Source organism: Streptomyces sp. NPDC021224, from assembly GCF_044332905.1.
Lineage (GTDB): Bacteria > Actinomycetota > Actinomycetes > Streptomycetales > Streptomycetaceae > Actinacidiphila.
Window position 1 is genome coordinate 24,002 of record NZ_JBIRPW010000016.1, and the last position, 22,384, is coordinate 46,385.

A 22,384-nucleotide genomic window follows, 5' to 3' on the forward strand; every position below is an offset into this window, starting at 1 on the left:
CCTCTCCGCAGCGGGACCGGGCGTGTGGACAGTAGCCGCGCAAGGCGAACGGCCGCGGACGTGCGGGCAAAGCTTTGACCGCACGTCACCACAGGTGTCCTGAGGGCCCGGTCGTCCTGCCGCTGCGCGCCGGGAAGGCCGCTCCGGCCGGACTTTTCCTCAGGCCGCGGCCGCGCCCCGGCGGGCGCGCCGTTCCCCCTCCACCGCCGCGGCGCACGCGCAGCCGACGCCCGCCACCGCGAACCCTGCGGCGACCGGGGTGATCCAGCCGGGGACCGCGTCCGCGGAGTAGTCGTCCCCGTCCGTGGTGTCGCAGACGAACCGCAGCGGCACGTACTCCACGCGGTAGCCGGTCACGTTCGCCGCCCGCTCCGGATGCCCCGCCACCCGGCAGGGCCGTAGGGGCGAGCTGTCGGCCCCGTTGTCCTGCGCGTCCAGGATCGTGAGGGTGAGGGCGAGCAGGCCCACGGTGTAGACCGCCGCCGCCACGGCCCCCGCGAGCGCCGCCAGGGAGCGCAGCCGCGCCTGCCGGTCCGCCTGCCGCAGGCGGTGGCGGCCGAGGCCGTAACCGGCCAGGGCGAGGGCGGTGATCGGACAGCCGGGCAGCAGGAGGAACAGCGCGTACGCCATCGGGCGAGTCCAGCAGGACGGGAGCGCGGCGGCTGTGACGGAGGCCACACTTCCTGCCACAGGACTGTCACCGTTCGCCCCGGCTGCCCCGCGGGTCAATACACCTGGTGGGACACGGGCGCCGGCTGCCCGTTCGCCCACTCGGCGAAGGTGGTGGGCGTGATGCCCAGCTCGCGGGCGAACTCGGGCCGGGCGGGCTGGAGGACCGCGTTGTTCCACTCGTGTCCGGCTCCCCACGCCGGCATGCCCGCGTCGAGGGCCTCCTCCAGGCTCATGGACGGCGCGGTCATCGGCACGCCCCAGGCGGCGGACAGGGTCTGCGCGATCTGCTCCATCGTGAGCAGGTCACCGGCGAGTTCCAGCTCCACCCGGTGGAAGCGGTCGGGGTCCTGGAGGGCGTGTGCCGCGGCCGCGCCGATGTCCCGTACGGCCACCAGGGCCAGTTCGGTGTCCGGCCGGAGGACCGTCAGCAGTCCGCCGCGGGGCCCCCGGGGGGCCAGCAGGGGCAGGTTCTCCATGAAGAAGGCGGGCTTGATCACCGTCCAGCGGGCGAAACCCGCGCTGCGCACCGCCTCCAGGATCGCCTGCTTGGTGCGGAAGTAGTCGGCTATCGCCGCCCAGCGGCCCTCGGCCCAGCCGGGGGCCCGGGTGTGCGCACCGACCCCGCTGGTCGAGGACTGCACGAACTGCCGTACTCCCGCCGCCTTCGCCGCCTCGACCAGGTGGGCCGCCTGGGCGAGTTCGCCCGCGAAATCCACGTGGTGGCCGGTCATCGGCGGCATCTGCACCGAGAACACCGCGCGGACCCCCGCGACCGCCGGGCCGAGGGAGGCCCGGTCGGACAGATCCGCCCGCACCAGTTCGGCGCCCAGCGCTTCGATCGCCAGGGCGCGCTCCGACCGCGGATCGCGCACGAGCGCGCGGACGGGCACCCCGGCGGCCAGGAGTGCGCGGGCCGTGGCCCCGCCCTGCTGTCCGGTGGCCCCGGTGACCAGGACCGTTTCCCTGCTGATGGGCATGGCTGCTGCTCCCCGTGGACCGCGGGACAAAAACGGCGGGGCCCGCCGTTTCTCTTGCCGCTACGATATGGCGGGGCCCGCCGTTTAGCAACGAGGAGATCATGACCGGTCAGCGTTCGGACGCCCGGCGCAACTACCAGCGCATCCTGGCCGTCGCCGAGGCCGAGGTGGCCGCGCACGGCGCCGAGGCCTCCCAGGAGCACATCGCCCGCACCGCGGGCGTCGGTTCGGCCACCGTGCGCCGTCACTTCCCCACCCGCCGGGCCCTCCTCGAAGCCGTCTTCCAGGGCCGCATCGAGGGCCTGTGCGAGCGTGCCCGCGAGCTGGCCGCGACCGAGGACGCCCGCACCGCCCTCCTGGAATGGCTCCACGCCCTCGTCGCCTACGCCGTCTCGGCCCGCGGGTTCGCCGACACCCTCAGCTACGAGCCCCCCACCGAGGAGCCCTCCGCGCACTCCTGCGGCGGCAGGCTCGCCGCGGCCGGAACCCCCCTGCTGCAACGGGCCGTGCGCGACAAGGCGGTCGCGCCGCACGTCACCTGCCACGACCTGCTGACCCTCGCCACCGGCATCGCCCTGGCCACCGAGCACCACGAGGACCCGGGGACCCAGGCCGACCGGCTCTTCCGCCTCGCGGTGGAGGGGCTCAGCCCCGGACGGTGAACGGGCCCCCGGTGACGTCGGGGGCGGCCGGCGGGGGTGTCTGCGTGCGGTAGGAGTGGCCGAGTTCGGGGCCCAGGCCGAAGTAGTGGCGGAAGCTGTAGATCAGGGGGCGCCAGGCGGTCGGGGAGATGTGGTCGGTGCCGGGGACGACGACGGCGGGGTCGGCGTGGACGCTGCGGACGGCGGCCTCGACGACGACGAAGCCGCCCGTGGCACCGGGCCGTACGGCCGCGGCCCGGGCCTCCAGGCGGAGGGGGCACCCGGCGACGCCGGGCGGGCGGACGTGGCGCGAGGGCTCGGGGACGAGGCCCGCCGCGGCGAACTTGTCGGGTTCAAAGCGGCAGCCCTCGGGCTTGGACGGTGGCACGGGGAAGCGGCCGGTCAGGGGTGCCAGCCGTTCCACGGCCCGCCACTGCGCTGCGGACGGCAGGCTGATCACCAGGTCGGGGCGGCGGGCGAGGTTGTGCGCGGTCTGGCCGTCGCGTCCCAGACCGAGGACGACCGTGCGGCCGAGGGCCCAGGCGGAGGAGATGGGCGCGAGGTTGAAGGAGCCGTCCTCGTTCTCCGTCGACAGCAGCACCACCGGCGTGCCGAAGTAGAGGATGGCGGGCTCGATCTCGACGGAGGCGGCCGGGGCGTCCGGCGGTGCGGTGTCCATGGCGGGGGAGCGTAGGAGCCGGTCGGTTCGGCGGCGGCCGAAGCGTCGCCGGGGACAATGGGGCGTATGGACGAACGGCGCGAGCGCGGGACCGGCCCCGACCTGGCATCCGTGGCGGCCCTGCTGGCCGACGGCACCCGGGCGGGCTTCTGCGTGGCGCTGCTCGACGGCCGGGCCTGGACGGCGACGGAGCTGGCCCGGCACATGGGGGTGGCCCGGTCGACCGCGACCGAGCACCTGCACGCGCTGGTCCGCGGGAATCTGCTGGCCGAGGAGCGGCAGGGCCGCCACCGCTACGTACGGCTGGCGGGTCCGCAGGTCGCCGAGCTGATCGAGAGCCTCGCGGCGCTCGCCCCCGCGCGGAGCGCGGCTCCCCGCACGCTGTCGGCGGACGGCCGCCGCCGGGCCCTGGCGCACGCCCGTACCTGCTACGACCACCTCGCCGGGGCCCTCGGGGTCGCCGTCACCGACGCGATGATCGAGCGGCGGCTGCTGGACCTGGATCACGGGCTCGGGCTCACCGCGGCGGGAGCGGCCTGGCTCGCGGATCTCGGCGTCGCCGTCCCGGCCGGGACGCGGCGGCCGTCGGTGCGGCCGTGCCTGGACTGGACGGAGCGCCGCCCGCACCTGGCCGGGGCCGTCGGCGGCGCCCTGTGCCGGCACGCGCTCGACACGGGCTGGATCGCCCGGGTCGGCACCACGCGCGCGGTCACCGTCACGTCCCTCGGGCGACGGGAGCTGCGTCGGCATCTCGGCCTGGACGACAGTCTCTTCAGCGAAACGGGTCGCGCGTCTTGCCGGACGTCCCGCTGATCTCCAAGCTGTGTACATGACACACCGTGCGGCGGCACCCCGTGCGGCGGTCCGACGTACCCCCGCGCACCCCGCGCGGTGACCCTGCGGACATCACGCCTTCTCCCTGGAGTTGGACCTATGCGCTGGACATTCGTACGAGGACGACGCGGTGCGTGGAAGAGAGCGCTCTCATTCCTGCCCGTCGTCATCGCCACGGTGGCGGCCACCGCCATCGCGTCACCGGCCGCCGAGGCGGCGCCCGCGCCGCCGTCGGGCTTCTCGCTCACCTGGAGCGACGACTTCAACGGCGCCGCCGGCACCGGCATCGACCAGGGCCTGTGGAAGTACGACACCGGGCCCGGCAGCAGCTTCGGCACCGGCGAGATCGAGACCATGACCAGCAGCACGTCCAACGTCTACTACGACGGTCAGGGCCATCTGGTGCTGCAGGCCCAGCACTCCGGCTCCGACCCGCGCAGCGGCTGGACGTCCGGACGGGTGGAGACCCAGGCCGCGACCTTCGGCGCCCCGGCGGGCGGCGTCGTGCGCATCGAGTCCGTCCTCCAGCAGCCGAACGTCAGCACCGCCAACGGCGCCGGGTACTGGCCCGCGTTCTGGATGCTCGGCGCGCCGCTGCGCTCCGGGGTGACCTGGCCGAAGTCCGGCGAGGTCGACATCATGGAGGACATCAACGGCCGCAGCTCCGACTTCAGCACCCTGCACTGCGGGGTCAACCCGGGCGGGCCGTGCAACGAGTCGACCGGCATCGGCTCGGGCGAGCGGGCCTGCTCCGGCTGCCAGACCGGCTTCCACGACTACGCGGCGGAGATCGACCGCTCGGTGTCGCCCGAGCAGATCCGCTTCTACCTCGACGGCAACAACTTCTTCACCGTCAGCGCCAACCAGGTGGACGCGACGACCTGGGCCGACGCGGTCGACCACCCCTTCTTCATCATCTACGACCTGGCGATCGGCGGCGGCTTCCCCGACGCCTTCGGCGGCGGCCCCAACGCGGCCACGGTCTCCGGCGGCAAACTGGTCGTCGACTCGGTGGCCGTCTACAACAAGGGCCCCGGCTCCGGGGGCGGGGGCGGCGGCGGTTCGGTGAGCGGCCAGACGATCACCGGACCGGGCGGCAAGTGCGTGGACGTGGCCGGTGACGACACCGGCGGCGACGGTACCGCCGTGCAGCTGTGGGACTGCCAGTCCGGGGCGAAGGACCAGCACTGGACGTGGAACGGCCAGACCCTCCAGACCCTCGGCAAGTGCCTGGACATCGCGGGCGGCAACAGCGCCGCGGGCACCAAGCTGCAACTGGCCACGTGCAACACCAGCGGCTACCAGAACTGGGTGCGGCAGACCGACGGGACGCTCCGCAACCCCACCAGCGGCCGCTGCATCGACTCCCCGTCGGGCGCGACCGCCAACGGCACCCGCCTCCAGATCTGGGACTGCAACGGCTCGGGCGCCCAGCAGTTCGCCATCGGCACCCCGGTCTACGGCCCCGGTGGCAAGTGCGTGGACGTCGCCGGTGACGACATCGGCGGCGACGGCACCGCCGTGCAGCTGTGGGACTGCCAGCAGGCCACCTCCCTGGACCAGAAGTGGACCTGGAGCGGCCAGACCCTGCGCACCCTCGGCAGGTGCCTGGACATCGCGGGCGGCGCCAACGCCAACGGCACCCCGCTGCAACTGGCCACCTGCAACGGCGGCGGCTACCAGAACTGGGTCGTGAACGGGGACGGTTCGCTGTCCAACCCGACGACCGGCCGCTGCGTCGACTCGCCCTCGGGCGCGACCGCCAACGGCACCCGCCTGCAGATCTGGGACTGCAACGGCTCCGGCGCCCAGAAGTTCGCCCTGGCCTGAGAACGGCCCGGCGCCGGCCGCGCGATCCGCGGCCGGCACCGGGACACCCGGGCGGCGGCGGCTCAGCCGGCGGAGACCGGCGCCATCTTCTCCTCGACGCCCGGGTTCTGCTGCAGCCAGGCGCGCACGCCTCGCATCGTGTTGCCCTGCCCGGCCTGCTGGATGTCGGCCTCCAGCGAGCCCAGCTGGGCGTCGGTGAGGTGGAAGTCCCGCATCCACGCGGACACCTGGGGGAGCTTCGCCGCGCTCGCCTTGTTGGCGAGGGTGTGGATCGCGTCGCCCTTGCCCCACAGACCCTTCGGGTCGGACAGCTTCGTCAGCTGGTACGTGCTGTACGCCCAGTGCGGCGACCACAGCACGACGGCGACCGGCTTGTGCGCCGCGTAGTCGCGCTTCAGCTCCGCGAGCATCGCCGCGGTCGAGCTGTTGACGAGCTTGTACTCCTTGTCCAGGCCGTAGCCCGGCAGCACCTTCGACGCCAGCAGCTTCGTCTCGCCCGCGCCGGGCTCGATGCCGATGATCCGGCCGCCGAACTCCTTGCCCCGGCCCTTGAGGTCGGCCATCGACGTGACGCCCTTGACGTAGGAGGGGACGGCGATCTCCAGCGACGTCTCGTCGTACCAGGCGCCGAGGTCCGTGTAGTCCTTCCCGTACTGCTGCAGGTAGGACGCGTGGGTCGTGGGCAGCCAGGCGTCGGTGACGTAGTCCAGCACGCCCCGGGACAGGCCGGTGAACGCGGCGCCCGGGTCGTACGTCCTGACGTCGGCCTGGTACCCGCGGTCGTCGAGCACCGCGTCCCACAGGTTGGCCGTGGCCACCGACTCGTCCCAGTTGAAGGCGCCGATGTGCACGGCCCGGCCCTTGCCCACGGCGGCGGTCGCCGGGGACCCCGAGCCGGAACCGGAGCCGGAGCCGGAGCCGGAACCGGAGAAGACGCCGGTGCCGGCCGCCACCAGGGCGAGGACGACGACACAGGACAGGCCCACCGCCGGACGCGGCCGGTAGCGCAGCACCGCCGCGCCGTGCAGCCCCGCGCGCAGCCGGGCCAGCGCCCGGCGGCCGAGCGGGGAGACCTGGTCGCCGAGGGCGCCGGTCACCCGGTCGAGGTAGATGGCCAGCACGACGACGGCGACGCCGCCCTCGAAGCCGAGACCGATGTCCACCTGGCTGATCGCGCCGAACACGGTGGAGCCCAGGCCCTCGGCGCCCACCATGCCGCCGATGACGACCATGGACAGCGCGAGCATGATCACCTGGTTGACGCCGGCCATGATGGTGGGCAGCGCCAGCGGCAGCTGCACCCGCAGCAGTGTCCGCCCCGGCGGGGTGCCGAACGCTTCGGCGGCCTCGACCAGCTCGGGATCGACCTGGCGGATGCCCAGCTCGGTCATGCGCACGCCGACCGGCATGGCGAAGACGATGGTGGCGATCACGGCGGGCACGGTGCCCAGGCTGAAGAAGATGATCGCCGGGATCAGGTAGACGAAGGCCGGGAGCGTCTGCATGACGTCCAGCACCGGGCGCACCACCGCGCCCGCCGCCCGGCTGCGGGCCGCCCACACCCCGAGCGGCACGGCCAGCAGGAGCGCGATCACCGCGGAGACGAGCACCAGCGACAGCGACTGCATAGCCTCGTCCCACAGTGCGAGCGAGTCCACCAGCGCGAAACCGGCGAAGGACAGCACGCCCGCGGTCACCCCGCGCAGCCAGAAGGCGAGGGCCGCGAGAACGGCCGCCATCAGCAGCGGCGACGGCCCGCCGAGCACCCACTCGACGGCGTCGTAGAGGTGGTTCACGACGGCGGAGACGGCGTCGAAGAGCCAGGCGAGGTGGCGGGTCAGCCAGTCGACGACGTCCTCCGCCCAGTTGCCGAGACGGATCCTAGGCACGGGCCGCCTCCTTCCCGAACGGTACGGCCCCCGGCACGGCGGCTCCCGGGCCGTCCCCGGCGGCAACGGCGTCCCCGGCGTCCCTGTCGGCGACGTCGGCAGCGGCGGCGCACTCGGGTTGGTCGCCGAGCGCGGCGAGCAGCGTGCCGCGCGGGATCACACCGGTCAGCCGCCCCTGCTCGTCGACCACCGCGAGCGGCACCTCGGAGCGGGCGGCGGGCGACAGCAGCTCGGCCAGCGGGGTGTCGGCCTGCGCCACGGCGCAGTCGGTGTGCATCACGTCGCGCACCCGGCCGTGGTCCGCGCCGAGCCCTTCGGCGGCGTCCTCCTCGGTGACATGGCCGACCAGCCGCTGGTCGGGCGCCACGACGAAGGCGGCGGCCGCGTGGTCGTCGCGCAGCGCGCGGATCGCGGCCCGCGCGTCGTCGCCGGGCTCCACGGTCACGGCCGGCTCCTCCATGATCGAGGCGGCGGTGAGCACCCGGGAGCGGTCGACGTCCTGGACGAAGCTCGCCACGTAGTCGTCGGCGGGCCCGACGAGGATGTCCTCGGCGGTGCCGACCTGCACGATCTCGCCGTCGCGCATCACGGCGACACGGTCGCCGAGCCGCATGGCCTCGTTGAGGTCGTGGGTGATGAAGACGATGGTCTTGTGCAGCCGGCGCTGGAGTTCCAGCAGCTGGTCCTGCATGTCGCGGCGGATCAGCGGGTCCAGCGCGGAGAAGGACTCGTCCATCAGCAGCAGGTCGGCGTCGGTGGCCAGTGCGCGGGCCAGGCCGACGCGCTGCTGCATGCCGCCGGACAGCTCGTCCGGCCAGGACTTCTCCCAGCCCGCCAGGCCCACCAGCTCCAGCGCCTCGGCGGCCCGTGCCTCGCGCTCCTCGCGGGGCAGGCCCTGGACCTCCAGGCCGTAGGCGGCGTTCTCCAGCACGCTGCGGTGCGGGAAGAGCGCGAAGTGCTGGAAGACCATGCTGATCCGGCGGGCGCGCAGGGCCCGCAGCGCCTTGCCGGGCAGGGCCGCGAGGTCCTGGCCGTCGAAGAGCACCCGGCCGGAGGTGGGCGCGCTCAGCCCGTTGAGGGTCCGCAGCAGGGTCGACTTGCCCGAGCCGGACAGGCCCATCACCACGAAGATCTCGCCCGCCGCCACCTCGAACGAGGCGTCGATCACGGCCGCCGTGGTGCCGTCGGCGCGCAAACGGGCCCGGTCGGCGCCCTGCCGCAAGCGGCGGACGCCTTCACCGGGTCTGCGTCCGAAGACCTTGTACACGTTCTCGACTGCAAGTTTCGGCACGGCTGCCTTCCTGCCCGGCCACCCCCGGTGTCCGGCGGGCGACCGCGCCGTTTCAGGGACGGAGTGGTCGCGGCGCGCGTACCCGAGTCCGTGTATCAGGCAAACATTTTGCCCGCCTCCCTGTGGGGCGGCTCACATCCCGTCCCCGCATGGGGATGAACCGGCAGGTCCGGCGGCCGGGTCGCCCCGGCCGCCGATCACAGCTCCGCCATCGACGCGATCACCCGGCCCGCGGCGTCCCACACCGTGACCCCGGAGGCGCCGGGCGGATCCTGCGCCGCCACCGACGACGGGACGTCGAGGTAGCCGCCCGCCCACCCCGGGTGCACCGCGAGCGTCACGACGGTCGCGGGCCGGACCCGGCCGCCGAAGGTGACACCCATCCGCGCGGGCACGTGCGTCCCCCGGTAGACCAGCAGATAGCGCGTGCCGCCGGTATAGCCGTACGACTGGACGTTCACCGACTCCGGCGGCTGGTTCCCGTCCGCGTTGGACTCGTCCCGGCAGTCCCAGCCGGCGCCGTCGTTCCAGTCGACACAGCGCTCGCCCGCGGTGACGCGCATCCGGGTCCCGCCGCCGAGGCCGAAGGCCTTGCCCGGCGCGACCACCCGCACCGCGGGCCAGACGACCGAGGGGGACGCGGACGTGGCGGGATGCGTGCGGGACGCGGGGGCGGCCGGCACCGGTCCCGGCGGCCCGTCCGGGCCGCCCGCCGTTCCCGCCAGCACCGCGGCGACGGCCACGGCGGCGGCGGCGCCCAGCGCCGGCACGTACACCGCGGCCCGCCGGACGCGCCGCCGCCGCGCGGCCCGCCCCAGCACCCGCCCGGCGGGCCAGGGGCCCGGCGCGATCGTGCCCGCGGCGTCGGACAGGGCGCGGCGCAGCCGCTCCTCCAGCCCGCGCGCCTCCTCGGCGGCCGGGTCGCCGGCGCCCTCCTGCTGCTCGCTGCTCACTCCCCTCACCTCTCCCCGCTCTCCGTCGCGGCCAGCGCCGGATGGTCCCGTAACTTGCGCAAGGCCCGGCTCGCCTGGCTCTTGACGTTGCCGACCGAGCAGCCGAGCGCGTCGGCGACCTGCTGCTCGCTCAGGTCCTCCCAGTAGCGCAGCACCACCACGGCGCGCATCCGCGGCGGGAGTGCGGCGAGGGCGGTGACCAGCGACGCCCGGGTCTCGACCCGCCCGGTGCTCTCCGGCCTGCTGCGCTCCGGCAGCCGGGAGGTGAGCAGGTGGACGACGCGGCGGCGGCGGAACCTGCTGAGGTTGTTGTTCGCCAGCGCGCGGTGGACGTACGCGTCGGGTTCGTCGAGCCGGCTGATCCGCGACCAGCCGGGGTAGAGCTTGGCGAGGGTGGTCTGGACCAGGTCCTCCGCCTCGTGGTGGTCGCCGGTCAGCAGATACGCGGTCCGCACCAGCCGCGACCAGCGCGCCGCCGCCCAGGACTCGAAGTCCGGGGCCGGCTCCGTGGCGGCGGCGCCGCCCCGGGACGTACCGGGTCCCGGGGCGGCGCCGTCACGTGCGGTGAGGTCGAGCAAGGGGCTGTCAGAAGTGCGCAAGGACCGTGCCCGAGGCGTCGTACACGGTGACCTCGGTGTCACCGGGGAAGCCGCTGACGGGGGCGCCCCAGACGTAGCCGGTCGCGTATCCCGGGTGGCCGCCGAGCGTGACCACCTGGACCTGGTACGTGACCCCGTCGGCCGTCACCGTCATGCGGGCCGCCCGGCCGTCGCCGATGTAGAGCGGGGAGTACAGGGTGCCCGAGGCGTCACCGGAGCTCTGCAGGCTCACCGAGCCCGCGGGCTGGTTGCCGTCGGTCACGCTCTTGCAGGTGGACCAGTCCTCGGGCGGCGTGCCGACGCAGCGCTCGGTGCGGGTGAGCTTCAGGTACTGCCCGTGCCCGGCGTTCACCAGCTGCCCCGGACGCACGACGAGCACGCCGTGCGCCTTGGCGGCAGCGGCCTTCGCCGGGGCGGCCTTGACGGGCGCGGCCTCCGCCGGGGCCTTCGCGTGGGACGTGACGGCGGCGGGAGCCGGGGCGGCGGACGCGTGGGCGGTGGTGACGGCGACGGTGGCCGCCGTGGCGACGGCCGCGGCCGACGCGAGGTGACGCAGTTTCATCAAGATCCTCCGTGACGGTGTTCGGGGTCGGACGGAGGAGCACCCCCGCGGCTCCTCCGTCCTCCTTCACTCCCGTACCGCCCGTGGGGTTGCACGCCGCCCGCGACTTCCGGGCACCGGCCCTACCGCCCGGTGCCGTTCGCCACGAGCTGCACGGGCAGGGCCCCGCTGGAGATCGCCGCCGCGAGGTTCTCCGCGGCCTCCCGGGTGAAGCTGCCGCTGATCTGGGCCTGGCCGCCGGTGATGGCGGAGTTGACGGCGGGGGCGGAGAGCACCTCGCCGTCCACCACGACGGCGAACTGGTTGGCCGGCTGGAGGTTCTGCGCCAGCTTCGCGGTGACCTGGGCGAACTCGGTGGAACCGGACGGGGTGAAGGCGAGGTTGATGATCCATCCGCTGCCGTTGGACGTGTCGAGCGCCGCGGTGGCGCTCTCGACGTCCGTACCGGGCAGGGCGGTCGGCCCCAGCAGGTACTTCTCCTTCATCCGGCTGTCGCAGGCCACGGCCGGTCCGTCGGGCAGCGAGGTGATCGCCCGTGTCGTGCCGTCGCAGGCCAGGGCGGAGTAGGCCTGCCCCAGGCCCTGCTGCGCGGCGGTCGCCGGATCGAGGACGGGGCGGAACTCCAGCAGGGCCGTCGCCGTCATCTGCGCCACCCGGTCGCTGTCGGCGCGGGGTGCCACGATGGTGACGACGGTACCGGCGGCCGTCACGTCCGTGTTCTTCAGGCCGAGGGACTTCGCGCGCTCACGCAGCCGGTCGGCGGTCGTCCGCATGTCCTCGGCGGTCGGGGCGCCGGAGTCGGCGCGGCTCGCGGTGTACGTCGTGGTCGTGCGCGCCTGCGGGGCGCCGGACGGCGGCGCCGGCATCGGGCTGCCGCCGGAGTCCGAGCAGCCGGAGACGGCGGGCCCGAGGACGAGCACGACGGCGGCGAGCGCGGCGGCGTACGCCTTGCGGTGAGGGAGCATGATCCCAGTGTGGCGTGTCGCCTCCCGCCGGGTGCCGGTCTTCGGCAAGCCCGGCGGGGGAGCGGCTGACGGGCGGTCAGCGCGGGCAGTGCCCGTGGTACGGGGGCGCGCAGGGGTCCGGCGGGACGGGCAGCGGGTGCCCGTCGAGCTGGACGAGGGCGAGCAGGGTGACGGCGCCGGTCCAGGCGAGCGGGACCACGGACGCGGGGTTGCCCGCCGTGTCGACCTGCTCGGGCAGCTCGCCGAGCGTGTTGCGGTGGTCCAGCAGCCAGTCCACCACCTGGCGGGCCTGGCCGGACCTGCCGGTGCCGGACCACGCGAGGGCGAAGAAGGCGGTCTCGGGACCCCAGCTGGTCGCCCAGGGGTGCGCGGGGTCGTCGCCGGGCACGACACCGCCGTTCGGGCGCAGCAGCGCCCGGTAGGTGTCGTCGATCGCGCCGGCCAGTCCGTCCGGCGGGCGGTTGAAGGGCGGCGCCATGAACGTCACCGCCGAGTCCCGGCCGTGCAGCCCGTCGGCGGTGCGCGGGTAGCCCCGTGGCGCGAAGTCCCGCGCGATCCCCGCGGCCAGCCGGTCCGCCGCGCCGGTCCAGGCCCGGGTGTCGGAGGGGTGCCCGGTGACGCGGGCGAGGCCGGCGGCGGCCCGCAGGCCGGACAGCAACGCGGCGGCGGTGCCGATGTTCGGCGTGTCGGTGCCGATCTCCCAGTAGTCCGGTGAGGCGGGCGGCAGCCCCTGGCCGTCCAGCGAGCCGGTGACGTAGTCCTCGGACTTCCGCACCATCGGGTAGAGCGCGCGCAGCATCCCGTCGCGGTGCGCCCGGGGCGCGGCCTCGTACCACTCCCAGACCGCCCACGGCACCCAGCCGTTGGCGTCGAGCTGCCAGTGCCGGGAGTCGGGCGGGCCGGAGCCGTCGAGCCGGGTGCGCGCGTCCCAGGTGCCGTCGGGGAGCTGGGTGCGCGCGTTGTAGGCGAGTATCCGGTAGGCCTCGTCCGGGTGGCCGGTGGCGGCGAACGCGGCGGCGGCGAAGCTGCTGTCGCGCGGCCACGAGTACGTCCAGGCGCCGTACCACGCGGCGGCGACCGCCCCGTCCGGCTGCGTGAGCAGACGCAGTGTCAACAGGGCGCGGGCCGCCGCGTCGCGCTCCGCCGGGGTGCGGCCGGGCACGGTGCCGGAGGCGAGCCAGGCCCGCGAGGCGGCGATCTGCGCCGCGGCGCCGCGGTCGCCGGCCGGTACGGTCACGGGCCGCGCCGCCCCGTCCGGCAGGTAGCGCCAGTCGCCGTCGGGCAGCCGCAGGACGTTGCTGCCGGACACGTAGGAGGCGCCGTAGGCCTCGAAGGGGGTCAGCGAGACCGTCGTCGTCCCGTTGCCGAGCAGCCCGGCGGTGGTCGCGGCGAGGATCCCGGCCGGGACCGGCCGGTAGCAGGTGTTGGCCGCGGCGCAGGCGTCCGCGCCGGTGAGGCCGATGCCGAAGGCGGCGTGGGTGGTCGCCAGGGTGCCGGAGTCGTACGCGTGCCAGCCGCCCCAGTAGGCGGGGTCGTAGTTCCAGGACGGCAGCGCGCCGGACAGCGTGGACCTGGTGCCGTTCCACACCACGTCGCCGGACGTGCCGCTCGCCTGCACGACGAGGTAGTAGTCCTGCCCGGCGGCCGGCGTGGCGTCGACGGGGAAGTCGACCCAGCCCTCGCCGGAGCCGCCGAGGTCCGCGAGGTCCACCCGGCTGTCCGCGACCGCGGTGGCCGGGTCGGTGACGTCGGTGCGGATCTGCGCGTCCAGCGTGCCGACCGGCGAACTACTCACCAGGAACGCGCTGACGCCGCCGACGTGCGTCGCGGCCGTGCTGAACTGCTGCGCCGCGGCATGGTCGGGGCCGTTGACCAGGAACAGCCCGGTCGTCGCCGTGAGCTGGCGGTCCCAGACCGCCGCCGCGCGGGCCGGGCCCGTACCGGCCGCGCCCGCGCCGACGGCGAGCGCGAGCACGCCCGCGACGGCCACGAGCCGGTGTCTGCCGTGCGTCGTCCCCAGCATGGAGATCATCTCCCTCGGAAGTCGGACGGACGTTCGCCGGTCCTTCCCGCCGCCGGGCCGCGGCGTACGGTCCCGAACGACCGTCAGACGGTCGCCGGACGGGCCGGGATGAGCAGCGCCGATCAGGAAAGTGCACGCGCGTTTCACGGTAGTGAAGGACGGGCTGGGAGGCGAGATGCCTCGCGGGGCCGAAGAGATCCGAGGGGCCCGGGGGGCGCCGCGCAGGCGCGGTGCGCGGGACCGGTCACAGCGCCGGGCGGCGAAAGCGGAGACCGGCGGGGGCCGGGGCCGTTACGCTGCCGCCGTGCCCGCATCCACCGCGCCCGCGCCCGCGCTGCTGCCCGACCCCAAGGGGCCGGGGATCACCGCCGTCGCCGTTGTCTTCGGCGCGCTCCTGGCCGCGGCCGGGTGCGCCGGCGCCGTGGTGTGCGTGGTCCTCGCCGTGACGGGGGCGGGCGGGACGCACGGCGGCCTGGTGTGGGGTGCCTGGGCGCTCGCGGCGCTCGGGGTGCTCGTCCTCCTCGTCGGCTACTCCACCGTCGCCAACGCCCGGGAGGAGCGGCGGCTGACGCTCCGGCTCGCCGCCGCCGGACTGGAGGCGACCGCGCTGGTGCTCGCCGTCGCCTCGGCCCCGCCCACCCACGACGACCACCCGCAGGTGCGGCTCCGGCTGCGGGTCGGCGGCGCGGGCGTCGAGCCGTTCGAGGTCGAGGTGGAGGTCTTCAGCTACCGCTTCGGCGACGCCGCCCAGGGCACCGTGCTGCCCGCCCGCGTCGATCCGGTGAGCCTCGTCTTCACGCTCGGCCGCCCCACCCCGCCGCCCGCACCCGCACCCGGCGGCTGAGAGCCGCGCCTCACCCGGCGGGGCCGCCGAGGAGGGCCCGCCGCAGGGGCTCGCGCCAGGCGCCGCGCACGGGGTCGAAGGCCCCGAAGTCGGTGCCGAACTCCCAGTAGGCCCAGCTCATGCCGAGCCGCTCGGCCTCGGCGCGGACGAAGGCCGTCCACCGCTCCCGGGAGGCCATGGGCGCCGCCGAGAAGGCGCCGAACTCGCCGACCAGCAGCGGAAGTCCGTGCTCGCGCCCCCATGCCGCGGCCCGGGCCAGGTCGGAGCGTACGGCGTCCTCGTCCGCGGCCGAGCCCCAGGTGCGGCCGAGCCAGCGGTCGGCGCCGCGCACCCATCCGGCGCCCTGGTGGGTGAAGCCGAAGGGGGCGTAGTAGTGGACGCAGGCCAGCAGGTGGTCGTCGTCGGGGAGGACGAGCGCGGGCAGCGCGCGCAGGTCGTTGTGCTCGCCGGGGCCGACGATCACGGTGCGCCCGGGGTCACGGGCGCGGACGGCGGCGAGCACCTGCGCCAGCACGGTGTTCCAGCGCTCCGGGGTGAGCCGGTCGCCGGGTTCGTTGAGCAGCTCGAGGACCAGTTCGTCGGGGTGCCCGGCGTAGCGGGCCGCGATCTGCCGCCACAGGGCGAGGAGCCGGGGCAGGTGGGCGTCGGGGTCGGCGTTCATCTCGCGGTAGTGGTGGACGTTCACGACGGCGTTCAGACCGCGGTCGAGCGCGGCGCGCACACCCGCGTCCACCCGCGCGAAGAAGGCCGGGTCGATCGCATACGGCGGGGCGCTCCCCGCGTGCGCCGACCACCGGACGGGCAGCCGGACGGTGTCGAAGCCCGCCCGCGCGATCTCGTCGAAGTACCGCTCGTCCAGCGGCAGTTCGGGACCGCCGGGCAACGCGTCCAGCGCGTTGCCGACATTGATCCCGCGTCCGAGCCCCCGCCGCATCCGCGCCTCCCGGGGGCACCCTACCCGTGCGGGAGGGGCGTCAGAAGGGGTCGGTGGCTCGCCAGGCCACCGGCAGGGCGACGTCCACCCCGTCGGCGTCGCCCCGGCGGAGCAGGAAGTCCATGCTGACGGCGAGGTCGTCCGCGACCCGGGGGAGCGGCACCGGCGGGCGGTCCAGCGGCCGGGTGAAGTCGTCCCAGTGCACGGGCACGACGCGGCGCGCGCCGGTGGCGGCCACGACCTCGTCCCAGTAGGCCGCCCGGAACCGTGCACTTTGCCGCCCGAGCCCCCCGACTCCCAGGTAGACGGTTTCGGCCCGCACCCCGGCCAGCGCGCCCGCACGGTAGTTGGCGCTTGCATGGACGAGCAGGGGCCGCCCGCGGTGGCGTACGTGGACGGTGTACGACGTGCCGGTCGCCCAGGCGCGCGGCCGCGCCGGAGGCACCAGCGGACGGTCGACGGTGCCCGGGAAGCGGTCGCCCGGGCTGTGCGGGGAGGCCAGCAGCGTCACCGTGAAGGCGCCGAACTCCAGTGGCTCGCCCTCCTCCGGCACCACGAGCCGGTCCTCCGGGAGCCCGCCGCCGCGGCCGACGTTGGCGGTCGAGGCGGAGCCGACCAGCCGGGCGCCGGTGAGGCGGCAGACCAGGGGGGCGTCGAGCGCGTGATCGTAGTGCGTGTGGGCGCAGACCACGGCGGCGAGCCGGGTGACCCCGAGCCGCGCCAGGCAGTCCCGCACCACGCGCTCGTCCGGTGCGATCCGGGTGAGGCAGCGCAGCAGGCCGGGGCGGGAGAAGAAGCCGTCGGTCATCAGCGCCGTCCGGCCGTCGTCCAGCAGCAGCGTGGAGACCTCCAGCCACGTCACCCGCAGCCCGCCGCCCCGCGCGGCAGCGGGGGGCTGGAGCCGGTCGCGGTAGGGACCGAGCGCGGGACGGCTGAGGGGCCAGGGCATGCGCGGAGCATAGGGCCGCGCCCGCCGGGACCGCGCGGCGCGGGCACCCCCTCGGGCGTGTCCGCGAAGTCCCGCCTGGCGGATGGCGCTTGACGCGCACGCTCGCTGCGTTACACCGTCCGCCCCGCCCTCCGGGCGGAACGCGCTGGTCGGCGCGGTCGTTGCGGGCCAGGGCGACGAGGAGGAGCAGGCACAGCGCGGCGACCGCGAGGGCGAAGCACTGGACGGCGGCGTGGGGGCCGACCGCGGTGGCACGGTGCGGGTGAGGGCGAGCAGCACGAGTCCCGCGGCCAGCAGCACCAGGCCGGTGACCGCGGACCGGCGCGCCGGACGGGCGTAGCCGGCGAGTTGTGCGGCGGCGGGGACCAGCAGCGCGATCTCCACCGCGAAGGGCAGGACCCGTGGCGCGGGGGCGTACTGCGCGAGCAGCCCGCCGACGACGGGCCCGAGGCCGAGGCCGCCCACGGACGCCACGGTGGAGACGAGGGCGGCCCGGCGCCGGTCGCCCGCGGGTTCGAGGTCGGTCGGCGCGGCGGTCAGCGGGCCCGAGGCCGCGCCTTGCAGGACGCCGGCGGCGAACAGCCACCCGGTGCCGGAGGCGAGGGCGAACAGCAGCGACCCGAGCGCGGCGGCGCCCCTCGCGGGCAGCGGCACCCGGCGGTGGCCGACCGCGTCCGCCGCGGGGCCCGCCGGCAGCAGGGCGGGGATCAGCGCGGCGACGTACGCGGCGAAGATCAGCGTGACGACCAGCGGCGAGAAGCCGAACCTGGCCGCGTAGCCGCGGTGGAGCGGGGTCGGCATGTTCGTGCCGGTCAGCAGGTCCACCCGGAGCGGTCACTTCAAGGTCCTGCGCGAGGCCGGGGTGATCAGCCGGCGTGACGAGGGCACCCGCCGCATGAACCGGCTCCGCCGCGAGGACCTCGACGCCCGCCTCCCCGGGCTGCTCGACCTCGCCGTCCGGCAGGGCCGCGAGGCGTCGTCCGGTTCCTGAGCCGCCCGCCCGTGCCGCCGGGTGTCCCGGCCGGTGTCGGCGGCGTGCGGTGCGGGCGCGGGAGCCTCACTCACCCCACCCTCACCAATTGGTCTGGACCTATTGAATTCTCCCCTCCGCACCGGCCAAGCTTCGTGCTGCGCGCGCACGAGTGTCCACGCACTACGCACCACCTCCACCTGCCGGTTCAGCCGCAGGCGCATCCGCCTGCCTGGAAGGAGTTGAGAGCGACATGCGCACCAAGATCCTCGCCCGCGCGGCCGCCGTCGCCGCCACCGCGGTACTGGGGCTCGGCCTCGCGACCACGGCGGCGCAGGCCTCGCCGCCGCCCGGAAGCGGGTTCATGTTCCTCGGGTACTTCCCGACGAACGAGAGCTGCGTCGCCCAGGCGCAGGCGTACGCGCCCGTGCACGGGCCGGTCTACATCTGCGAGTACGGCACCAACGGCCTGTACCTGCTCTGGATGCACTGAGCCGGAGCGGCGCCCCGGGCCGTCCGGCCCGGGGCGTCACCCCCGCAGGCGCGCCGCCGCCGCGTCGCCGAGGGCGACCATCGCGTCGGTGAGATGGGACATCTGGCGGGCGATGGTGCGCTCGGGGTCGGTCTGGGAATTGACGAAGGCCCCGTCGAAGCCCGCTATGGCGAAGTGGTCCAGCTCCTCGGCGACCGCTCCGGCGATCTGCGGGCCCTCGTCGGCGAAGGCCGAGGAGATCATGACGCGCATGTAGGCGCGGCCCTCCTCGCGTACCTGCCGGTTGATCTCGGCGACCTCCGCCTCGGCGGCCTCGTCGCTCATCATCAGCAGCATGTGGAGCCGCAGGAAGTCCGGCTTGGCCGTGAAGACGGCGGCCGTGCGGTCCAGGTACCAGGCCATCCGCTCGCGGTGGGTGCCGCCCGTGGGCGGATCGGCGTGCGCGGCGCGCATCGCGTCGAAGAAGTCCCGGGCGCCGCGCGCCATGACCGCCGAGAGCAGCCCGCCCTTGGAGCGGAAGTGGTGGTAGATCGCGCTCTTCGGCAGCCCGGTCTCGGTCGTGATCGACGAGATCGTGGTGCCCGCGTAGCCGCGTACCGCCATGACGCGCGCGGCCGCGTCGAGGATCTCCCCGCGTGAGCGCTGCCCGCGCCGGTTGCCGTTCGGCGCCTTCGATCCTCGCTCCATTCCGTTGATCATACGGGCCCCCACCTGCGGCCGTGTCCGGAGGCGTGCCCGAAAAAGGTTGCCCCAGGCCTCTTGACGAGAAGCCGCTCTCGTATGACCGTGTTCACTATTGGACGGAACGGTCGGTCCAATAGTGATAGAGCGATCACTGGAGCTCGCATGACGCACACCCCCCACGCGGGATACGACACGGACGTGGCGATCATCGGCTACGGCCCGACGGGCCTGGTCGGAGCGCTGACGCTGGCCCGCCGGGGGGTCCGCGCCACCGCCTTCGAGCGTGACCAGGACATCCACGCCCGGGCCCGTGCCGTGACCGTGAACGACTGGACGATGCGGATCTTCCAGGACCTCGGCATCGACGAGCGGATCGAGAAGGTCGTCGAGCCGCAGCGGGCCCTGCGCTGGGCGACCTACGACGGCCAGGAGGTCATGCGCGTCGAGCACCCGCCCTCCACCCTCGGCACCCGCAACACCAAGCCGCGCTTCTACAACATCTACCAGCCGGCCATGGAGGCCGAGCTGCGCCGCTGCGGCGAGGAACTGGACGGCCTGGAGGTCCGCTACGGCGCCGAGGTGGTCGCCGTCGAGCAGGACGCGGACGGCGTGACCGTCACCGCGCGCGACCGCGCGACCGGCGCCGGGACCCGCACCCGCGCCCGCTGGGCGATAGCGGCCGACGGCGGCTCCAGCCCCACCCGCAAGATGCTCGGCATACCGATGCTCGGCGACACCGTCGACACGCTGTGGGTCGTCATCGACTGCCGCGTCAAACGCTGGTGGCCGGACCGGGACTTCCTCACCTTCTGGACCGACAGCGAACGCCCGGTCGTCGACATCGCGCTCTCGGCCGGGAACCACCGCTGGGAGATCCCGCTCAAGCCCGGTGAGACCGAGGCCGACTTCCCGACGGCCGCCGAGGTGTGGCCGCTGCTGGAGGCCCTCGGGGTGACCGGGGACGATGTCGAGATCCACCAGCACGCGTTCTACCGCCACCATGTGCGCGCCGCCGAGACCTGGCGCCGCGGCCGGGTCTTCCTGGCCGGCGACGCCTGCCACCTGATGCCCCCGTGGGCCGGCGCCGGCATGCAGACCGGCATGCGCGACGCCCACAACCTGGGCTGGAAGCTCGCGGGCGTGCTGCGCGGCCAGCTGCCCGAGGAGTGGCTCGGCACCTACGAGGCCGAGCGCCGCCCCAGCGCCGACTTCTACACGGGCCTGGCCGTCGGCCTCGGCCGCGTCATCAAGCAGGAGGCGTCGCCGGAGGAGGTCGCGGCGATGAACGCGGTCCCGGAGAACACCGTGACCCCGTGGGAGCCGCCGCTGACCGCCCCGCCGGTGCTCACCGGCGGCTGGCTGCGCGGCGAGCAGGGCGACGCCAGCGTGATCGGCCGCATGGTGCCGCAGCCGGTGTGCGGCGACGTCACCGGCGTCATGGCCCGCCTCGACGACCTGCTGCCCCGCGGCTTCGTGCTGCTCGGCGCGGACACCGACCCGGCAGCGCTGCTCACCGGGCAGGAGCGGGCGGACTGGGACGCCCTCGGTGCCTCCTACGTCGCCGTGCGCCCGCGCACCGCGTACACGCGAGGCCCCGGCGACCTGGTCGACCTCGACGACGTGCTGCTGCCGTGGCTCGCCCGCTACGGCGTCCGGGCCGTGGCCGTGCGCCCGGACCGCTTCGTCGCCGCCGCCGACCCGGGCGGCCTGGCCGTCCCCGCTCTCTGAACCCTCCGCCCCTACGCCCCCACTGACCTGGGCGGCGCCGCGCGTCCGCGCGCCCGCCCGCGGATCGAAAGGACACCGTCATGACCGGAGTGAAAGAGCTCGCGTACGTCGTGTACGAGGTCGGCGACCTCGCCGACTGGGAGCACTTCGGCACCACCCTGCTCGGCATGCAGCTGGGCGAGAGGACCGAGCGCGGCTTCACGCTGCGCACCGACGAGAAGGCGCACCGCTGGATCGTTACCGAGGGCCCGGCCGACGACCTCGCGGTCAGCGGCTACGAGGTCGCCTCCGACGAGGACCTCGACGCGCTCGTGACCCGGCTCGCCGAGGCCGGCGTCGAGATCGCCGAGGGCGGCGCCGAGCTGGCCGCGGCCCGCCGCGTGGACCGCGTCGTGCGGCTCGCCGACCCGATGGGCAACCGCATCGAGCTGGTCACCGGCCTCGCCGACGCCGCCACCCCGTTCCACTCCGACGTCCTGCTCGGGGACTTCGTCACCGGCAGCGGCGGCGCCGGCCACCAGGTACTGCTGTCCAAGGGCGTCGCACGCGCCGACTACATGGCCTTCTACGAGGGCCTGCTCGGCTTCCGGATCAGCGACATCATCCGTGAGGAACTCGCCCCCGGCATCGTCGCGGACCTGATCTTCCTGCACTGCAACCCGCGCCACCACAGCGTCGCGTTCGGCGACATGCCGCACCCCAAGCGGACCCACCACTTCATGGTCGAGGTCACCGACATCCGCGACGTCGGCATGGCCTACGACCGGTGCATGGACGCGAAGCAGCCGTTCGAGATGACGCTCGGCATGCACCCCAACGACCACATGTTCAGCTTCTACGTCCGCACCCCGTCCGGCTTCTCCGTCGAATACGGCTGGGGCGGGCTGCTCATCGACGACGACACCTGGCAGGTCCGGACCCTCGACCGGCTGCACAGCTGGGGCCACCGCCCGCCGGAGGCCGTGCACGCCCTGCTCGGCCAGGCACCCTTCACCAACCAGATCCCCGGAGGAGCCCACTGATGGCCCTGCAGCAGAGCGACATCTCCCGTTACGTCCAGACCCGGGACTGGCGGATCCACTACAACGAGGCCGGCGAGGGCCACCCGGTGGTGCTGCTGCACGGCGGCGGCCCCGGCGCGACCGGCTGGAGCAACTACTCCCCGAACATCGAGGCACTCTCGCGGCACTTCCGCGTCATCGCGCCCGACATGCCGGGCTGGGGCGACTCCGACGAGGTGGACTTCGGCACCCTCGACCACGTCGAGGCGGCCTGCCAGCTGCTCGACGCGCTGGGCATCGAGAAGGCGGCCTTCGTCGGCAACTCGATGGGCGGCCACACCTCGCTGCGGCTCGCCGCCGAGCGCCCCGAGCGGGTCTCGCACCTGATCACCATGGGCCCGCCGATCCAGATGAGGCCCTTCCTCTTCGGCGCGGGCGGCGGCCCGACCGAGGGCCTGAAGATCATGTACGAGACGTACACGAACGCCACCCCCGAGGGCATGCGGCGGCTCGTCGAGATCATGGTCTACGACAAGGCCCGCTTCGCCACCCCCGAACTGTGCGAGCTGCGCTCCAAGGCCGCGCTCCGGCGCCCCGAGCACCTGGCCAACATCGCGGCGGCGGCCCCCCGGGCGCCGATCCCGATCTGGCTCGACCTGGCCAAGGCCGCGGGCATCACCGCGCCCTCGCTGCTCATCCACGGCCGCGACGACCGGGTGGTCTCCTTCGAGTCCACGCTCTTCCTCGCCGCGAACATCCCCGACTCCCGCGCGCACCTCATCAACCGCTGCGGCCACTGGGCCCAGCTGGAGCACGCCGACGAGTTCAACCGCCTGGTGACGGACTTCGTCACGCACCACTGATGC

Annotated in this window: 22 protein-coding genes; 9 read left to right on the forward strand and 13 right to left on the reverse strand. The window is 74.6% G+C overall.

Annotated features, from left to right (window positions below):
* Positions 1–159: 159 nt before the first annotated feature.
* Complete coding sequence (locus ACH4PY_RS29585; protein WP_398189586.1) at positions 160–630, reverse strand: hypothetical protein; 471 nt, start codon at positions 628–630, stop codon at positions 160–162.
* 95 nt (positions 631–725) lie between these two features.
* Positions 726–1,649, reverse strand: a complete 924-nt coding sequence (locus tag ACH4PY_RS29590) for an NmrA/HSCARG family protein (RefSeq protein WP_398189588.1) — start codon at positions 1,647–1,649, stop codon at positions 726–728.
* 101 nt (positions 1,650–1,750) lie between these two features.
* On the opposite strand from ACH4PY_RS29590, the gene ACH4PY_RS29595 reads away from it, so the two are divergent.
* The gene (locus tag ACH4PY_RS29595; RefSeq protein WP_398189591.1) at positions 1,751–2,311 is read left to right on the forward strand and encodes a TetR/AcrR family transcriptional regulator; all 561 of its coding nucleotides are present in this window, start codon (positions 1,751–1,753) and stop codon (positions 2,309–2,311) included.
* Here ACH4PY_RS29595 and ACH4PY_RS29600 read toward each other — a convergent pair.
* Entirely contained in the window at positions 2,295–2,969 is a 675-nt protein-coding gene (locus ACH4PY_RS29600; protein WP_398189594.1) for a flavin reductase family protein, read from the reverse strand. The genes ACH4PY_RS29595 and ACH4PY_RS29600 overlap by 17 nt on opposite strands.
* Before the next feature lie 57 nt (positions 2,970–3,026).
* On the opposite strand from ACH4PY_RS29600, the gene ACH4PY_RS29605 reads away from it, so the two are divergent.
* Positions 3,027–3,782, forward strand: coding sequence for an ArsR/SmtB family transcription factor (locus ACH4PY_RS29605; protein ID WP_398189597.1), 756 nt, complete (start codon positions 3,027–3,029; stop codon positions 3,780–3,782).
* Positions 3,783–3,980: 198 nt separating this feature from the next.
* Positions 3,981–5,633 carry a ricin-type beta-trefoil lectin domain protein gene (locus ACH4PY_RS29610; RefSeq protein WP_398189599.1) on the forward strand — a complete coding sequence of 551 codons (1,653 nt, stop codon included), beginning with the start codon at positions 3,981–3,983 and terminating at the stop codon, positions 5,631–5,633.
* A gap of 62 nt (positions 5,634–5,695) precedes the next feature.
* On the opposite strand, the gene ACH4PY_RS29615 is transcribed toward ACH4PY_RS29610, so the two are convergent.
* The 7 genes from ACH4PY_RS29615 to ACH4PY_RS29645 all read right to left on the reverse strand — a co-directional run bounded on the left by ACH4PY_RS29615 (position 5,696) and on the right by ACH4PY_RS29645 (position 13,915).
* Positions 5,696–7,522, reverse strand: coding sequence for an ABC transporter permease/substrate binding protein (locus tag ACH4PY_RS29615; RefSeq protein ID WP_398189602.1), 1,827 nt, complete (start codon positions 7,520–7,522; stop codon positions 5,696–5,698).
* Positions 7,515–8,813 carry a glycine betaine/L-proline ABC transporter ATP-binding protein gene (locus ACH4PY_RS29620; RefSeq protein WP_398189604.1) on the reverse strand — a complete coding sequence of 433 codons (1,299 nt, stop codon included), beginning with the start codon at positions 8,811–8,813 and terminating at the stop codon, positions 7,515–7,517. Before ACH4PY_RS29620 ends, ACH4PY_RS29615 begins: the two co-directional genes overlap by 8 nt.
* A gap of 197 nt (positions 8,814–9,010) precedes the next feature.
* A complete protein-coding gene (locus tag ACH4PY_RS29625; protein WP_398189607.1) occupies positions 9,011–9,766 on the reverse strand; it encodes a hypothetical protein in 756 nt (251 codons plus the stop codon).
* Positions 9,767–9,771: 5 nt separating this feature from the next.
* Positions 9,772–10,224, reverse strand: coding sequence for a SigE family RNA polymerase sigma factor (locus ACH4PY_RS29630; RefSeq protein WP_398189970.1), 453 nt, complete (start codon positions 10,222–10,224; stop codon positions 9,772–9,774).
* A gap of 127 nt (positions 10,225–10,351) precedes the next feature.
* The gene (locus tag ACH4PY_RS29635; protein ID WP_398189609.1) at positions 10,352–10,927 is read right to left on the reverse strand and encodes a hypothetical protein; all 576 of its coding nucleotides are present in this window, start codon (positions 10,925–10,927) and stop codon (positions 10,352–10,354) included.
* Positions 10,928–11,049: 122 nt separating this feature from the next.
* Positions 11,050–11,892 (reverse strand): preprotein translocase subunit SecD, encoded by an 843-nt coding sequence (gene secD / locus ACH4PY_RS29640; RefSeq protein WP_398189612.1) that lies wholly within the window; start codon positions 11,890–11,892, stop codon positions 11,050–11,052.
* A gap of 76 nt (positions 11,893–11,968) precedes the next feature.
* Positions 11,969–13,915 carry a hypothetical protein gene (locus ACH4PY_RS29645; RefSeq protein ID WP_398189615.1) on the reverse strand — a complete coding sequence of 649 codons (1,947 nt, stop codon included), beginning with the start codon at positions 13,913–13,915 and terminating at the stop codon, positions 11,969–11,971.
* 304 nt (positions 13,916–14,219) lie between these two features.
* On the opposite strand from ACH4PY_RS29645, the gene ACH4PY_RS29650 reads away from it, so the two are divergent.
* Positions 14,220–14,759, forward strand: a complete 540-nt coding sequence (locus tag ACH4PY_RS29650; protein ID WP_398189617.1) for a hypothetical protein — start codon at positions 14,220–14,222, stop codon at positions 14,757–14,759.
* Between the two features lie 10 nt (positions 14,760–14,769).
* On the opposite strand, the gene ACH4PY_RS29655 is transcribed toward ACH4PY_RS29650, so the two are convergent.
* Positions 14,770–15,693 (reverse strand): glycoside hydrolase family 5 protein, encoded by a 924-nt coding sequence (locus tag ACH4PY_RS29655; RefSeq protein WP_398189620.1) that lies wholly within the window; start codon positions 15,691–15,693, stop codon positions 14,770–14,772.
* Positions 15,694–15,733: 40 nt separating this feature from the next.
* Positions 15,734–17,443, reverse strand: coding sequence for an MFS transporter (locus tag ACH4PY_RS29660; RefSeq protein ID WP_398189623.1), 1,710 nt, complete (start codon positions 17,441–17,443; stop codon positions 15,734–15,736).
* Between ACH4PY_RS29660 and ACH4PY_RS29665 the strand changes: the two genes are divergently transcribed.
* Together ACH4PY_RS29665 and ACH4PY_RS29670 are read left to right on the forward strand one after the other, a co-directional pair.
* Positions 17,442–17,633, forward strand: a complete 192-nt coding sequence (locus tag ACH4PY_RS29665) for an ArsR/SmtB family transcription factor (RefSeq protein ID WP_398189626.1) — start codon at positions 17,442–17,444, stop codon at positions 17,631–17,633. The two genes, ACH4PY_RS29660 and ACH4PY_RS29665, sit on opposite strands and share 2 nt — an antisense overlap.
* Positions 17,634–17,865: 232 nt before the next feature.
* The gene (locus ACH4PY_RS29670; protein WP_398189629.1) at positions 17,866–18,105 is read left to right on the forward strand and encodes a hypothetical protein; all 240 of its coding nucleotides are present in this window, start codon (positions 17,866–17,868) and stop codon (positions 18,103–18,105) included.
* Between the two features lie 36 nt (positions 18,106–18,141).
* On the opposite strand, the gene ACH4PY_RS29675 is transcribed toward ACH4PY_RS29670, so the two are convergent.
* The gene (locus tag ACH4PY_RS29675; RefSeq protein WP_398189631.1) at positions 18,142–18,792 is read right to left on the reverse strand and encodes a TetR/AcrR family transcriptional regulator; all 651 of its coding nucleotides are present in this window, start codon (positions 18,790–18,792) and stop codon (positions 18,142–18,144) included.
* Positions 18,793–18,951: 159 nt separating this feature from the next.
* Between ACH4PY_RS29675 and ACH4PY_RS29680 the strand changes: the two genes are divergently transcribed.
* From ACH4PY_RS29680 to ACH4PY_RS29690, 3 genes are all read left to right on the forward strand, one after another.
* Complete coding sequence (locus ACH4PY_RS29680; RefSeq protein WP_398189633.1) at positions 18,952–20,517, forward strand: bifunctional 3-(3-hydroxy-phenyl)propionate/3-hydroxycinnamic acid hydroxylase; 1,566 nt, start codon at positions 18,952–18,954, stop codon at positions 20,515–20,517.
* An 80-nt stretch (positions 20,518–20,597) separates the two neighbouring features.
* Positions 20,598–21,539: a VOC family protein gene (locus ACH4PY_RS29685; protein WP_398189636.1), complete on the forward strand. Its 942-nt coding sequence runs from the start codon at positions 20,598–20,600 to the stop codon at positions 21,537–21,539.
* Positions 21,539–22,381: an alpha/beta fold hydrolase gene (locus ACH4PY_RS29690; RefSeq protein ID WP_398189639.1), complete on the forward strand. Its 843-nt coding sequence runs from the start codon at positions 21,539–21,541 to the stop codon at positions 22,379–22,381. Before ACH4PY_RS29685 ends, ACH4PY_RS29690 begins: the two co-directional genes overlap by 1 nt.
* Positions 22,382–22,384 lie beyond the last annotated feature (3 nt).